Annotated in this window: 10 protein-coding genes and 5 pseudogenes; 5 read left to right on the top strand and 10 right to left on the bottom strand. The window is 31.9% G+C overall.

What is annotated here, in order from left to right:
- Positions 1-230: 230 nt before the first annotated feature.
- The 3 genes and pseudogenes from ABH960_RS24940 to ABH960_RS24930 all read right to left on the bottom strand — a co-directional run.
- Positions 231-1046 carry a DUF4179 domain-containing protein gene (locus ABH960_RS24940; protein ID WP_404449050.1) on the bottom strand — a complete coding sequence of 272 codons (816 nt, stop codon included), beginning with the start codon at positions 1044-1046 and terminating at the stop codon, positions 231-233.
- Positions 1030-1614 carry a sigma-70 family RNA polymerase sigma factor gene (locus tag ABH960_RS24935; RefSeq protein ID WP_404449048.1) on the bottom strand — a complete coding sequence of 195 codons (585 nt, stop codon included), beginning with the start codon at positions 1612-1614 and terminating at the stop codon, positions 1030-1032. The genes ABH960_RS24940 and ABH960_RS24935 overlap by 17 nt, the downstream gene beginning before the upstream one ends.
- Positions 1615-1788: 174 nt before the next feature.
- A pseudogene (locus tag ABH960_RS24930) lies at positions 1789-1962 on the bottom strand (IS6 family transposase); the annotation flags it as partial.
- Positions 1963-2537: 575 nt separating this feature from the next.
- Between ABH960_RS24930 and ABH960_RS24925 the strand changes: the two are divergent.
- Positions 2538-2750: a hypothetical protein gene (locus ABH960_RS24925; RefSeq protein WP_404449046.1), complete on the top strand. Its 213-nt coding sequence runs from the start codon at positions 2538-2540 to the stop codon at positions 2748-2750.
- 468 nt (positions 2751-3218) lie between these two features.
- Here ABH960_RS24925 and ABH960_RS24920 read toward each other — a convergent pair whose 3' ends face one another.
- From ABH960_RS24920 to ABH960_RS24910, 3 genes are all read right to left on the bottom strand, one after another.
- Positions 3219-3926 carry an IS6-like element ISBwe3 family transposase gene (locus ABH960_RS24920; protein WP_404449044.1) on the bottom strand — a complete coding sequence of 236 codons (708 nt, stop codon included), beginning with the start codon at positions 3924-3926 and terminating at the stop codon, positions 3219-3221.
- Positions 3927-4344: 418 nt separating this feature from the next.
- Positions 4345-4644, bottom strand: coding sequence for a hypothetical protein (locus ABH960_RS24915; RefSeq protein WP_404449042.1), 300 nt, complete (start codon positions 4642-4644; stop codon positions 4345-4347).
- Between the two features lie 544 nt (positions 4645-5188).
- The gene (locus ABH960_RS24910) at positions 5189-5674 is read right to left on the bottom strand and encodes a DUF6241 domain-containing protein (RefSeq protein WP_002130387.1); all 486 of its coding nucleotides are present in this window, start codon (positions 5672-5674) and stop codon (positions 5189-5191) included.
- Positions 5675-6618: 944 nt separating this feature from the next.
- On the opposite strand from ABH960_RS24910, the gene ABH960_RS24905 reads away from it, so the two are divergent.
- Positions 6619-6915, top strand: coding sequence for a hypothetical protein (locus ABH960_RS24905; protein ID WP_404449039.1), 297 nt, complete (start codon positions 6619-6621; stop codon positions 6913-6915).
- Between the two features lie 82 nt (positions 6916-6997).
- On the opposite strand, the pseudogene ABH960_RS24900 reads toward ABH960_RS24905, so the two are convergent.
- A pseudogene (locus tag ABH960_RS24900) lies at positions 6998-8024 on the bottom strand (DUF4158 domain-containing protein); the annotation flags it as partial.
- A gap of 247 nt (positions 8025-8271) precedes the next feature.
- On the opposite strand from ABH960_RS24900, the pseudogene ABH960_RS24895 reads away from it, so the two are divergent.
- The 3 genes and pseudogenes from ABH960_RS24895 (at position 8272) to ABH960_RS24885 (ending at position 10206) form a co-directional block, all read left to right on the top strand.
- Positions 8272-8898 (top strand): annotated as a pseudogene (locus ABH960_RS24895) (recombinase family protein).
- A 64-nt stretch (positions 8899-8962) separates the two neighbouring features.
- Positions 8963-9266, top strand: a pseudogene (locus ABH960_RS24890) (helix-turn-helix domain-containing protein); the annotation flags it as partial.
- A gap of 88 nt (positions 9267-9354) precedes the next feature.
- A complete protein-coding gene (locus tag ABH960_RS24885) occupies positions 9355-10206 on the top strand; it encodes a pentapeptide repeat-containing protein (protein WP_404449037.1) in 852 nt (283 codons plus the stop codon).
- A 447-nt stretch (positions 10207-10653) separates the two neighbouring features.
- On the opposite strand, the pseudogene ABH960_RS24880 reads toward ABH960_RS24885, so the two are convergent.
- From ABH960_RS24880 to ABH960_RS24870, 3 genes and pseudogenes are all read right to left on the bottom strand, one after another.
- Positions 10654-12084, bottom strand: a pseudogene (locus ABH960_RS24880) (IS4 family transposase).
- A 109-nt stretch (positions 12085-12193) separates the two neighbouring features.
- A complete protein-coding gene (locus ABH960_RS24875; RefSeq protein WP_016093796.1) occupies positions 12194-12835 on the bottom strand; it encodes a CPBP family intramembrane glutamic endopeptidase in 642 nt (213 codons plus the stop codon).
- A 24-nt stretch (positions 12836-12859) separates the two neighbouring features.
- A complete protein-coding gene (locus tag ABH960_RS24870) occupies positions 12860-13396 on the bottom strand; it encodes a PadR family transcriptional regulator (protein ID WP_016093795.1) in 537 nt (178 codons plus the stop codon).
- Positions 13397-13709: the final 313 nt, after the last annotated feature.

The following is a 13709-nucleotide window of genomic DNA, read 5'->3' as shown; positions in this document are numbered from 1 at the left end:
TTCATATTCCTTCATAATTTTATAAAAGATGTTTTTCTTTAGTTCTAACATTTCCATAAATATAACAGCAGTTATTTCTCCATTCTTCCATTTTGAATGAGTTTCCTCTATTTAAAGAAAATATTATGAAAATTATATGGATTTTTTTAATAAATAAAAATAATATATTGTACCCCTTATACTTGAATAATTTTTTGAAAGTATAAGATACGGATGTTGTCTTATGATTTCTACTGATTTTTATCCATATCAGTCTTTTGTACGGATTTATGCTCTACATCAACTAAAATTTTGGTTATCCAATTTCCTTCTGTTTTTCCAACTCTATTAATATTTATGTTTATAGTTAAAGAATTAGGGAATTTTTCTCCTTGAAGTACTTCAAAAACTACTGTTCCCTCTGGTTTATCCTGAAAAGCCAGTGCAGTTTCAAAAGCCTTTCCTTTTGCATCAGTTAAGTAAAACATACCTATATCCGGTGCATTTGGATTACCAATACGATCCTTTTGATAGCTGTCTAGATTATTGTTACTAAGAAAATCCAATTCACTTACAGTATTAAATTTTTCATTTTTATATGTTGGCCTTGCCACTTGCTTACCCTTTTCTTTGCCACTGGATACGATATGCAATCCATTTGTATTAAATTCATACGGAATTATTGATCCATCTTGTTGTTCAAATCGGTAGTAAACAAGTATTTTATCCTCTTGGATTAACATTTCTTTTAAATGAAGCGTAATTCCTTGATTTGTTATTTTTTGATCCAAAGGTATAGATTTTCCCGCTGCTGCATACTTTCTAACTTGATCAGTAATCATGTCATTCAATTTTAATTGAGGTTGCGTAAAATAAGATTTATTTAGTGCCATTGTACTAGTTGGTATAATGATAGCTGCCGCTACACCTGTTATTAATAATTTCTTTTTCAATTTCTTTTTGTTCTCCCTTTTGTGAATTTGCGTAAATGATTGATATGCACGTTCTTTTACTTCTTTAGGAACTTCTTGTTTCATTGCTTTTTTTAATTCATTTGAAAATGACATTTGAATTATATTCCTCCTCATCTATTTCTATATTAGATTGGTTCCTAATTTTTTCTAACGCTCTATGAATTCTAGATCTTACCGTACCTATAGGGATTTGTAATAATTCTGCAATTTCTTCATACGTATAATCGTGATAAAAACGATACACTATCACAACTCTAAATTTGAAAGGCAATTCTTGAATCAATGTTAACAATTCCTTTTGTGTTTCCTTCTCAAGTAATAATTTTTCTGGGATTTCTACAACAGACTCCTGCATTGAATGCTGTTTTTCAAATAAACGCACCCTCTTCCAAACTTGTTTTCGCCATTGACTAATTTGTTTATAGACAATGCCATTCAACCAAAATAAAAAAGGTCTAGATTGATCATATTTTGAGATAGATTTCCATAGTTGAAAGTAAACCTCATTTACAATTTCATTTGTATCATGACCATTTTTAACTATAGCAAATACGGTGTCATATATTCTCTGATTTGTTAAATCAAATATATATTCAAAAGCTTCTTCGTCACCGGATAACAGACGGTCTATCCAGGTGCTTATGTTGTCATTACTGGCCAAACAGGCACCCTCCTTAAAATTGATTTCACTATATATTGGACAGTAATCAAGATAAAGTTCCAAGTTTGATAAAAAAAAATATATTTTTTTCATCTCTTAAGACGTATATAGATTACGTGGTTCTGTTGCAAAGTTAGAAAAAATATAGAGAGGTCTACAGATTGGAAATAGACTTTAAGCAATCGCTACTAATTGCTGTAGTTCTTTGTACACTGAAAAGACGGAGTCTGATTCAAGACTTCGTCTTTGTTTATATATGGCTTGAATCGTTTCAATCCCTTTTATGGTTCGTGAAGCATGACGAAGATTTTGAAATCCTGCGGATTTGGCAAAACGTCTCTTTACATGGGTGTTTTTGCCCATCCCCTCGAAAAGAGGGAATAAGCAAAAATCATTGTACCCACTCTTTATAAGAGATAACAATAAAACTTTAATCAGCCCTCCCGAATCGGGCTCTTACAAACAGTTAATCTCCCACCTAAATTCTTTTTTTGATATGGTGACCCCTACAAGATGAAATATAAGAAAAAAACCCGCATAAATTGGAAAAATTTTCAGTTGTGGCGGATTATTCTTTGAATCGTTTCCGTACCCCAACTAGCTGTAACAAAATACTGTATTAAAAATAATTCGTAACATTATTATTAAAATACCTTTTTGTTACACAATAATCAGAAAATCGGAATAAAATACAGCCTATGACCCAAAATTATATGTATCTCGGTTGAACCCCTAGTAGGGGTCCCTCCAACATAACGCGAATTTCGTACGTTAAAGAATTATTCAGTGTCTTTTTTTAACATATCGATTAATAAAATAAATTATACAAATAATTTGTTATACTTCCATGTACCCTAGCTGATATAATGTATAAGGCAATTATTGTTTAATTAAAGGTACATATATTAGGAGGTACATAAGCCATGATAGAGTTAATTACGGCATTTTTCTTACTAATTCTCCATTCCATTGTTTATCTCTTTTCAAGTGGAGAAACTAAGCAAATAGCAAAAAAACATATAAAAGAAATTCTTAATAGTCCGGATGGAGTAATAATATTAATCGTTGCTGCGGCACTTTTAATCGGGGGGATATATTTATATTTTTATGGTTTCGATGTAACAATGATTGTATAATAAGAACCGAAAACGATCGTTTAAGGAACTCTATTTAATTCTAATATAACTGAAAGAAATACAGTCAAAAACCAGTTCCAAAACTCATTATCAAAAACAAAGTACCATAACAAACATTAAATGTCGTTTATGGTACTTTGTTAACGTATGGTAAAACCAAGTTTTTCAACTTAAAAATTCCTTAGCGTACGAAATTAGCGTTTAGTTGGCAATCCCCCATCGCCATCAAGCTAACCAAGTAATTTACTAGGTACGAAATGATCCTTGTTTCAAAACTAGCAAGTGATAAAAAAGTAGGCATGCTAAAGAAGCCTATTAAAACGCGATTTTTTCGCTAGGCAGCTTGTCTATGCTTCACCGTCGTTTTATACACAATCCCTAGAATATCAAAGACGGTCATCTTCTGGTTCTGGTGCAAAGATAAAATAAAAGAGAATATAGCGCATATATTTCGAGCAGAATTGTATTTTATGCTGTTAGCCCAAACAATTGATGGATGAATTCTTTCTGATTTTGAACAGACTGATCCCGTAAATCAATCTGTTCTTTTTTAATCATATGCATAGCTTCTACTCCTGCAAGAATGGATGTAGCTGTGCCAAAAGACTTGAACCCTAACATAGAACGCACATGTTTCTTAATAAAACGATGATCTTGTTCCACTATATTATTGAGATATCTAACTTGTCTTAGCTTGATGCCTTCAGGCATATGTTTTTCTTCTTTCAACGCTTGAATTGCTACAGGATAGGCAGGGTTCTTATCTACTGTTATCACGCGAGGTTTAGAAACGTACGAAAAAGCCAGGGCTTTCTTGAAAAAGCACTTGGCGGCTTGTTTATCTCTTGATTTACTTAGATGAAAATCAATGGTATTCCCTTTTGAATCAACGGCACGATATAAATACATCCATTGCCCTTTTACTTTAATATAGGTTTCATCGACTCTCCATGAATCATTGGTTGATTTTAGATGATGTCGTACTTTCTCTTCTAATTGAGGTCCATATTGATGAACCCAGCGCATAATCGTTGTGTGAGCAATTGATAATCCTCTTTCCTCCATCATTTCCACCAGGTTACGAAAGCTCAAATTGTACCGTAGGTACCACCTTACTGTTAATAAGATTAGTTCAGGCTGATAATGCTTCCATTTGAACAAATTCTCCTTTTCCATACTGATCACACACCTTTTGTAGAGTAGTAATATCAGTATGTCCAGGTTTAAGAGATTTTTTGCACCAGAACCATTAAGTCCGTAAGGACTTGATAAGAAAAGCCTCTATCTTTTATTACTTAGTAATTTAAGATAGAGGCTTTTTTTTATTTGGCTCTGTTAAATGACACTGTTGATTTTTTAGTTAAGTAAAAAAGCCGATTTTACACCGGCCTTTTTGAGTTCGTTGTTGAACTAACGCACCCGTTTCTTTAAGTGTAATATTTCAAACTCCTTCCTAAAAAAATATCGGACTATCTTTTTAGATTGAAACATAAAAACTAAACTTTGTACTACAACTAAAATTTAAAATACTGTGTTACTAAATAGAGGTGTTGTAGCTATAAAAATCTTCTTACCTACTTTATTACATCAATTACTAGGGGAATGGAACTACGGTATACTTAAGCCATCCGGTACGTTTTAATGTCCTTATATCTCTAAATTCTCCATCCTTTCCGACTACAAAAAGAATATTGTTTTCAGGATAATCTGCATCTAAATAAGTCACTGAATTTTGTTCGTAAGATACCACCTGTACATTTAAAAAATACTTCCCTTCACACAACACTTTACTTTCTTTAAAATCGTTTAAAATATCACTGGCTTTCGGGATTGTATTTTTATTTTCGTAAACATTAAACTTATAATGAAAATTAATAACTGACTCATTGTTCAAAGGATACGATAAGTATAAACAAGAAACCTATCCGCAGATAGGTTTCTATTTTTATTAACAGATGTGCTTTTTATACTTGAAAATTATGTGAATTTATAAAGAGAACAAACAACGGTCTAAGGAACCTGAAAATTCCAATGGATATTTTGAATAAAAAACTTTAAATCAATATATATTTAATAATAAATTCTTAAAAAATATAAGTATTGGTTAATATAGAAGAATGGGGGATTCTTACAGAAAGGTATATATTTTTATTGGTTTATAATCTATACAAATAAAATATACATATAAATGTGTATAAATATAAAATATTAAATCCGACCTATCTCTCTATTTGTGTTTGTCATTGGCTATTCTGCTTTCTTGTTGTTTAAAATAAAAAGAGGAACAACTAATGTTCCTCTTTTAATCTCTAAGAATTTGGTATATGGACAGCTTATATTTTAAATAAAGTTCAAACGAAAATGAAATTTGCAACATTTCACCTATAAACACTAAAAACAAACAAAGAGCGATTTTTTCACCCTTTGTTTGTTGTAGATTATTTATTTAATTCAGCTTTTGCTTGTTTCAAGAGATACTCCTTTTCTTGCTCTGGCGTAGCCTCTTTATATGCTTTACCGTCGTTCCCATCTTTCCACTTACTCAACATATTATGCTCTTTAACTATTTGAGAAAAATCCCCGTGTTCCCATCGATCGATGATCATACGATACTCTCCTAAATGCTTTACATACATTGGAGTGCTTTTAGTGATTGCCTCTTTTACTTCTTGAATATTCTCGGCACTCATTTTGATAAAGCCCTCTTTCTTATCGGATAACACCTTTTGATTAGTCATTTTGAGCATTGTATCATTTATGCGTTTTTCAGCTTCCACTGCCACTTCGACTTTTTCCCCTTTAACCGAGTTGATCATTTCCTCCTCTTTGTGATTCCCGAGGTAATCCCCAACTTTAAAACCTGTTAAAACACCGATCGCTATACAAAAAATTAAAATCAATGATACTTTCGTTATTTTTCTCATTTATTAATCCTCCTTTACTATGAAGAGCCATTTGCAATATAACTTTTATAGAGCAGCTCGACATTTGCGCTCTTTAATAATTTAAGCATAAATTCTATGTTCTTTTTAAAAACAGGTATAATTTATCAGTGCAGTACAACAATTCCTTATATGATCCTTTTTTCCTTTTCTAATAGGTAACCTGCGCTTTCAACCAATTTGATTTCATCAATAAGAGAAAAAACAGTCTTTGATATATTAGGTGTCAATTACAATTGTACCATTTCTAAAGATCGAGCGGCTTAATTGAAAAAAACAAACCCCATTAGGATTTATGATGTATGTAAATTCTTAAATAATCTACACCACTCCCCTGAAAATTTCCTAAGTCTTAGTTTGATAGTGATGTGGAAGACCCCCCTTTTATAGTTTATAGAAGAAGTACATCAGTTATCTATTAAAACTATTATTTAAAAAAATTTCCTAAATGTTTTATTTATTCTACTTTCGTTTCACTTAATAAGGTAAGGAGCTAATTTACTAGATAACTTGATTAAATAGGGGTATCCCCACATTTTGGAAAACAACTACACTAAGAGTTTTCGATTCATTTTAATTATGTTGCATATAAAAATGGATTGTTTTCAGTAAATCGCGTAGCATTAGTGGCCAATTTTAATAGATTTTCTTCCTGTAATGTAACACAAATGATATTGTGTTGCATCCAAATACTCTTAGCGGAACAAGGTTCACATTATTTTATGTTGAAGTTTGCTTAACTTGTTTTTTCTGATTTGCGGTCTGTACCTCTAAGAGACAAGCTTGTCGAGGCTGATGGGGGTTCTACTCCAACAGCAGATCAATATGATCTGAGTGAGGCTCCGGAGGAAGATGCTCCAGCAACAAAAAGAAATAAGAGCATCGAGTCAAAAAAAACTTTAATAATTTGAGGAGGCTGTTTTATTATGGCAGGTTATATTTACGGTGGTTACAACGGTTATACATCAGGGGTTAGTGGTTTTACAGATAACAACTATTATGGTTCTGGAGCTACGACAGTAGATTTTACACAAATCAACCTTCATAGCGGTGGTACATGGAACTACACAATCGAATTACAACGTGGGTGTTTTTGCCCATCCCCTCGAAAAGGGGGAATAAGAAAGCAATCTTTCTTAAAAAGGAAGATTGCTGTTTTGTTTAAGGTTTTTCTTTTAATGAATTTTCTTGTGCTAACCTGGTTAGAATATCAGTTTCCTTAATAATTGCATCTAAATTTACTACAGTTGGGGATTTACTAAATTCATAACGTCCATAAAAATTGATATGCTGCCAGGCAATTGGTGAAATGTTCTTTAGTATGTTTAACACGATACCGTTATTCTGGTTTTCTGTGTAATAGGTATATACTTGGTCTTTAGCGAAGGATAGTATATCATCGTTGTATTTTCTCATTTTATAAATAAAACTATTAATCAAATTATCATTCATTTTTTGATAACGATGAAAAATAAAGCATAGTAAATACATATAAATAAGGGATTCATTAAACCGTTTTAACTTATATACAGAATAATACTCTACTAAAGAAGCATAGTATTTAATACTTTCATTAGAGATATTTAGTTTAGGCAAAATTATATTGGCCAGTTGAAAAAGAGAATGGATATCTTTCCCGCATTCAATTTCACGTTTAATTTCATTCATACTAAAATCTTTAGGCTCATGTTTTATCCGAGTAATTTCATATAACCCAGAAGAATTATATAATAATTCTTTTAAATGCTGTTTATCGGTCTCAGATAGTTGAGTTTGTATAATAGTAATGAGTCGTTGTTGTTCATATGTAATAGCATTTCCTACAATCTCTTGCATAAAGCTGTAACCAGGACTAACAATACGTTTGTTAGTTAAGTAGTTTATTAACTCACGAAAAATAAAAATGGGTTTACCACTTACAGTTGCAGCTCGACAGGCTTGTTCTTTTAAGTCTAGTCGAGAATGTGAGTCACAAAGATGATAATTAAATCGTTTAAGAATAAGTTGTTGTTGATTTATTCTAGTTTTTTTTATCAACAGGACTAAAATCCAAGAATTCAGCACTGCTAAAATGTACTTTGAGAATATATTGAATATCTTCTTCCACTTCCGATAAGTTAAATTGAAAAAATAATTGTTTTGATTTAAAGTATCCAAGTTGAAGAATAAAATAGACCTTAGATTTTATTGATCGTAATGTATATAATAATTCATTTTCCATTTGAGAAAGGGAAAAATATTGCACACGCTCTTTAGCTGTAAACAGTGGTCTACTATAAAGTTGATGTATTTCATCTGTTGTTAAAATAGTTAATCGCTTTTGAGTATTCATATTTATTTGTTTTCTACACCTCCTTATGTATTATATTTATAATAGCTTATAGTGTGTCAAAAAGTATACTTTTTGACACACTGAGTTTGATAAGGTTTTAATATTTCATAAATACAACATATTTATTTTTGAAATATGTCATATTGTTTGTATACTTTGTGAAGCTAAAATAATATTATTATTATAACTTATAATGATTAAAATTATAGAGTATGCCAAGCATTTGAACTGGGAAAGGAGACTTATATTGAGGAATTTTTTCTATATTAGGGTAAGTAGTAAAGACCAATCTATTGACAGACAACTTTTAACTGCAACAGAGCTAGGAATCCCTGAAGAATATATTTTTATAGAAAAAGCTAGTGGAAAGGATTTCAAAAGACCTGAATATCAACTTATGAAACGTATGTTGAGAAAAGGAGATGTTTTATATATTCAATCGCTAGATCGGTTGGGGAGAAATAAACAAATGATTTTAGACGAATGACAGGAATTAATTAAGAAAAAAGAAATTGATATTGTTGTGTTAGACATGCCCCTTCTTAATACAATGAAATATAAAGATTTAAATGGCATTGAAACCCTTATCTCAGACTTAATTCTACAGTTATTAAGTTATATGGCTGAAGATGAAAGAAAAAGGATACGTGATCGGCAGAAAGAAGGGATTACAATTGCACTTCAAAAAGGAGTGAAATTTGGGCGTAAGAAAGTTGAAATTGATGATAATTTTATAGAAGCTTATCAAGAATGGAAAAATCATAAAATTACTGCAGTAGAAGCAATGCAAAGAGTAGGAATGAAGAGTAATACATTTTATAGAAGAGTCAAAGAATACGAATCCACCTTAGAAAAAAGCAAGTTTCTCCTTTAAGGGGGCCCTTCACGAAAATCGGCTTAACGTTGTAAATACGCATTTTCCTGACGGGACCCTACCCAAGGATACATGGACATATTTGTCAATAGATGATCTATACAGCCAATTCTTAATTACAGTAATGGCTGGTGTTAATCAATTAGAGCGAGATCTAATCCGTATGCGTCAAGGTGAAGGGATTGAGCTGGCTAAGAAAGAAGGATAGTTTAAAAGGCCAGTTAAAGAAATATCATAAAAATCATGCAGGAATGAATTATGCAGTAAAACTATATAAAGAGGGAAGAATGACTGTAAATCAAATTTGCGCAATTATAAATGTATCCAGGGCTTCATTATATAGAAAGCTATCGGAAGAGAACAAATAGCCATTTCTTACTCCATTAAAGGACCAGGTTATTCAAGTCTTATATAATAAATTAAAAAGTTTTTTAACTAAAGGATAGAAGGTAGAAAATGAATAATAAAACAGCCAAAAACATTAGAGAAAGTTTAACAGCTGATTGTACGAAGTGCTTTGGACTTTGCTGTACAGCACTTAATATTGTAGCATCAAGCGATTTTCCAATTAACAAATCGGCAGGCACTCCTTGTATGAATTTGCAGTCTGATTATAGTTGCCAAATTCATAGTCAGTTGAAGGAAAAAGGATTCAAAGGCTGTACAGTATTTGATTGTTTGGGTGCTGGACAAGTCGTTTCTCAAGTTACTTTTAACGGTCAGAGTTGGCGAGAACACCCTGAGATTGGGAAGAAAATGTTTCAAGTATTTCCCATCATGGAGCAAATACATGAGATGATAGCATACGTAGCAGAAGCTCTGTCTTACAATATACCGGATGATTTAGCTGATAAATTGAGAAAACAGTTAAAGGAATTGCAGGATTTAACGGAGTTGGACGCAGATAATTTATTGTCACTTGATTTAGTGATATATCGATTTTCTCTAAATGAATTGCTTACTTCAGCAAGTGATTTTGTCAGAAGAAATACAATCGATAAAATGCCGAGTCTTCGAAAAATTAAAGATTTTAACCATGCGAGAGCTAATTTGATGGGTAAAAAATTTAAGGGAAAAGATTTAAGAGCAACTGATTTTAGGGGAGCCTATTTGATTGCCGCGGACATGAGAAATACGGACTTAAGGGCAGTGAATTTTATTGGTGCGGATTTGCGAGATGTTAATTTCAGTGGCGCAAATCTGTCCACCAGTATGTTTTTGACCCAAATGCAGATTAATTCGGCTAAAGGTGATGTAAAGACATCATTACCCTCTCATATACATCGACCTTCTCATTGGATTAATTAATTTGTATATATTTTCGTATTGAATAGGACTTTTGAAGATGGTTTTACTATCAGCCTTATTCAAGAAAAGAGAGCATTAATGAAGAAATACAAAATCCAATTTTCTCTATAAATTTACGGGGAAGTTGGATTTTTTAATATTGGAATTTCCTTATCGTTGTAAATACGCATTTTCCTGACGGGGCCCCTTTAAGAAACTTGCTTTTTTCTTATTCCCCCTTTTCGAGGGGATGGGCAAAAACACCCATATGATGGTTCATATCAAAAAAAGACATCTAATAATTCCTTAACGTACGAAATTCGCGTTATGTTGGCGGGACCCCATCGCCATCAAGCTAAGATTAAGTAAAAGTCCGTCAACTAGATTTTTTCTATTTTCTAAAGAGTTGATATCAGCTTTCTAAAAATCTGCATACCAAATAAACCCTAACGGGTTTCATTTTTTTAATTAAGCTACATGATTGTGAGTAACGAAATAATTGTACACGACACCCAATATATCAAAGACTGTTTTCTTCTCATATCGATGAGACTTCCGCCCATTTTTATGCAAGAGATTGAACAAACGAAGAAAGGTCTTTGATAGTTCCTGGGTGTTTTGTTGTAGAGATTGATATATAAGTAGGTAGTAATCTTTAATGATATAGACCGCTTTATATTCACTTAATTCTCGTTTCTTTTTGACGAGGAGTAAGTGACGCATTTGAAACATAGTGGAGGAACAAAGAAGGATACTAATTAATTGCCCATATAAATGACACTCTAGCCGTTCTAATTTTACAGAATTACAATGATGAATACGAAAAAATAATTTCCATGTTTTAAATATCAATTCAATTTGCCATCGTAAGGAGTAAAAATCGTATACTTGTTCCTTTGGTAGATATTCCGAAGGGATATTCGTAATGTAAAAGTTTATTGCACTAAGCCGCTTACTGCGTTCTTTATAGGTGATTTGTTTCTTATGTTCTTTAGATGCTAAATCTTTTTGCCTACGTTTCATTTGTGTTTCAGTTAATTTATATAAGATAAGTCTTGCAGGAAGTTTTTGATACATTCCGATATAAATCTCAGGAATCTCATATGTTTCACCAGACTTTAATTGGTCAATAAATTGCTCCATATCTAGTTGAATGTACTCAGAATGCTTTTTTATCGTTCCATTGTGAAAGTATTCAGGTTCCCTATTCTTTTGATATATACGAGTATTGAGCTTTAATCGTGAAATAAAATAAGCATCACACTCGCTTATAATATGTAGATCTTTTAAGTCGAAGTATCCTAAATCACGTATACATACATCGTGTGGTTGAAGAGACGTTAGGCAAGTGGATCCATACGTTTTATCATTGTGTTTTCCCGATCCTACATGAACATGTAGAAATTGACCACTTAGTAAATCGTACTCTAATTGAATTTTCACACCAGCACTTTGACCACTACCTCCTGAACCTTGATATGTAGAGGCAAATTTATCTGGAACCTGAAAATGTGTAGAATCCAATACACGAATCCGACGAAAATAGTTTGTATACGATGTTGGAATTTGGCTAGATAAACAAAATTGTTGATGGAGTAAAGAGGCTAATATTTGTTGTAACAACTGTACAGCTTGGGAATTAAAGCGTTGATTGAGTCCTTCTGGGCTCATAGAAATACCTGTGTTAACTTCTAATCAGCTACATAGTTGTGTCAATGAAGTATTTGCTATATTTTGGCTTAACCAAACACATAGAGCCACAAAATCCTGTGCGCGGTATTTACTTTTTCGTTGAACAAATCCTATCTCTTTAGCTAACTGTTCCAAAGCATACGGTGACATATATCGTTGTAGTTCTTTAGAAAACAATTCTAGTTCATCTAAAATCGATAAATTCATACAAAAACGCCATCCTTCCTGTATAATTCTACAAAAAGAATAGCGTTTTTTTCGTAATTTGAATACAAATTTATCTCAGCTTAATGAATATAGAATGGATTTTTTTAATTTAAATAGTCATCATAAGTAAAACAGCAACGATATTGGCAGATGCATGAGCTATCCAAGAAATATAGATATTCTTCGTTTTATAGAAAATAACCCCAAAAATCATACTATCTATGAATACTGTTATTAAATCTATTAAAACCACAATAAAATTCCCAATAGATATATGCATCAATGTGAAAATGATAGATGATAATAAAATCGAATAAACAGGTTTTATAAGCCAGTTAAGTCTTCCTTGCACTAAACCTCTAAAAGTAATTTCTTCTCCTAAAGCTAATATTAATAAAGTGAAAAGTAAATTCCCATTAATTGCTTCAATGAAATCAGCTCTTTCTAATACATGATCTAACACTTCTGGAAATATATTTTTATACAAAAGGAAATAAATCACTTGTAAAATCACGCCAACCAATATTACAAGTGGCCAAGAATGTTTCAAATCGCTCAAGATATTTTTTCGATTAAATCCAATACTTTCCCTTGTCCTTTTTCTAGCCATTCTCTCTATTAAAAAATATACAATCGGTAGTATGAATACTAATCCTTTTATTTGTGGAATAAAAAAAGTACTGACTAACATAGCGACTACAAAAATCACCATTTCAAGAAAGGGACGTTTCTCGAACAAAATTGTCTTCATTTGAACCTCCATTAACTAAAGATGTTACTTACATGTATTGTTTTTTCTTTTCATAAGATATTCTAGCCAGCTTATCTCCATTTCTAAATGACGAACGCCATAATCGAGGAGTGAAGAACGATGGTAAAATTCTTCAGAATTACTTGACTGAGACGTTTGTACTGCAACAATTTCCTCGACTTGTTGAAGCTTAGACTTTTGATTTTTTAAATGATAATAAAATTCTTTTAAAAGATTCGAGCGTTTGTCTTTCTCTAGATAATCAATAAAGAATATTTTTACTAAGTGTTCATTTTTAGTAGTTTGTAAAGGCTGCTCAAGCCATTTGAAAAGTGCAACTTTTCCTGCATTCTGTATCGTATAATTTTTTTTGTTTTTACTATCACCCTTCACATTTTTTACACTTACCCATTCTTTTTCCTCGAGCCTTTTAAGTGCGGGATATAGACTACCAAAACTGGACTTGTAGAAAAAACCGATAGAGTGATCGATATTCTTCTTCAAGTCATAGCCGCTCATCGATTCCTCATGTAACAAACCTAATATGATATATTCAAGCATTTTGTCACCTCAACTTTATATCTAAATTATATATCGTTTCGATATATTGAGCAATAACTTTTTATTTGAATGTATGAAATTATACATTATGAATCCCCTAGTTTTTTGTACTTGGGCTTAAATTTTTCAAATATAAAAATACCACTATTTATAAGAATTGGGATTATTTTTTCGTTATGGGGAGAAAAGAATTTCTTAGGTTGATGGGCATGTGGCGGTACCCCATCGCTATCAAGCTAAGCTCATGTAACGTCAATGATAGGCGAGATTGTTTCTTTTTTTCGAAAGTCTATATGTAGGTGCTTTAAAGATT

It is taken from the genome of Bacillus sp. RC252, from assembly GCF_044909215.1.
Lineage (GTDB): Bacteria > Bacillota > Bacilli > Bacillales > Bacillaceae_G > Bacillus_A > Bacillus_A mycoides.
The sequence above is the reverse complement of the archived record's forward strand: the minus strand, read 5'-3'. Positions and strand labels throughout refer to the sequence as shown.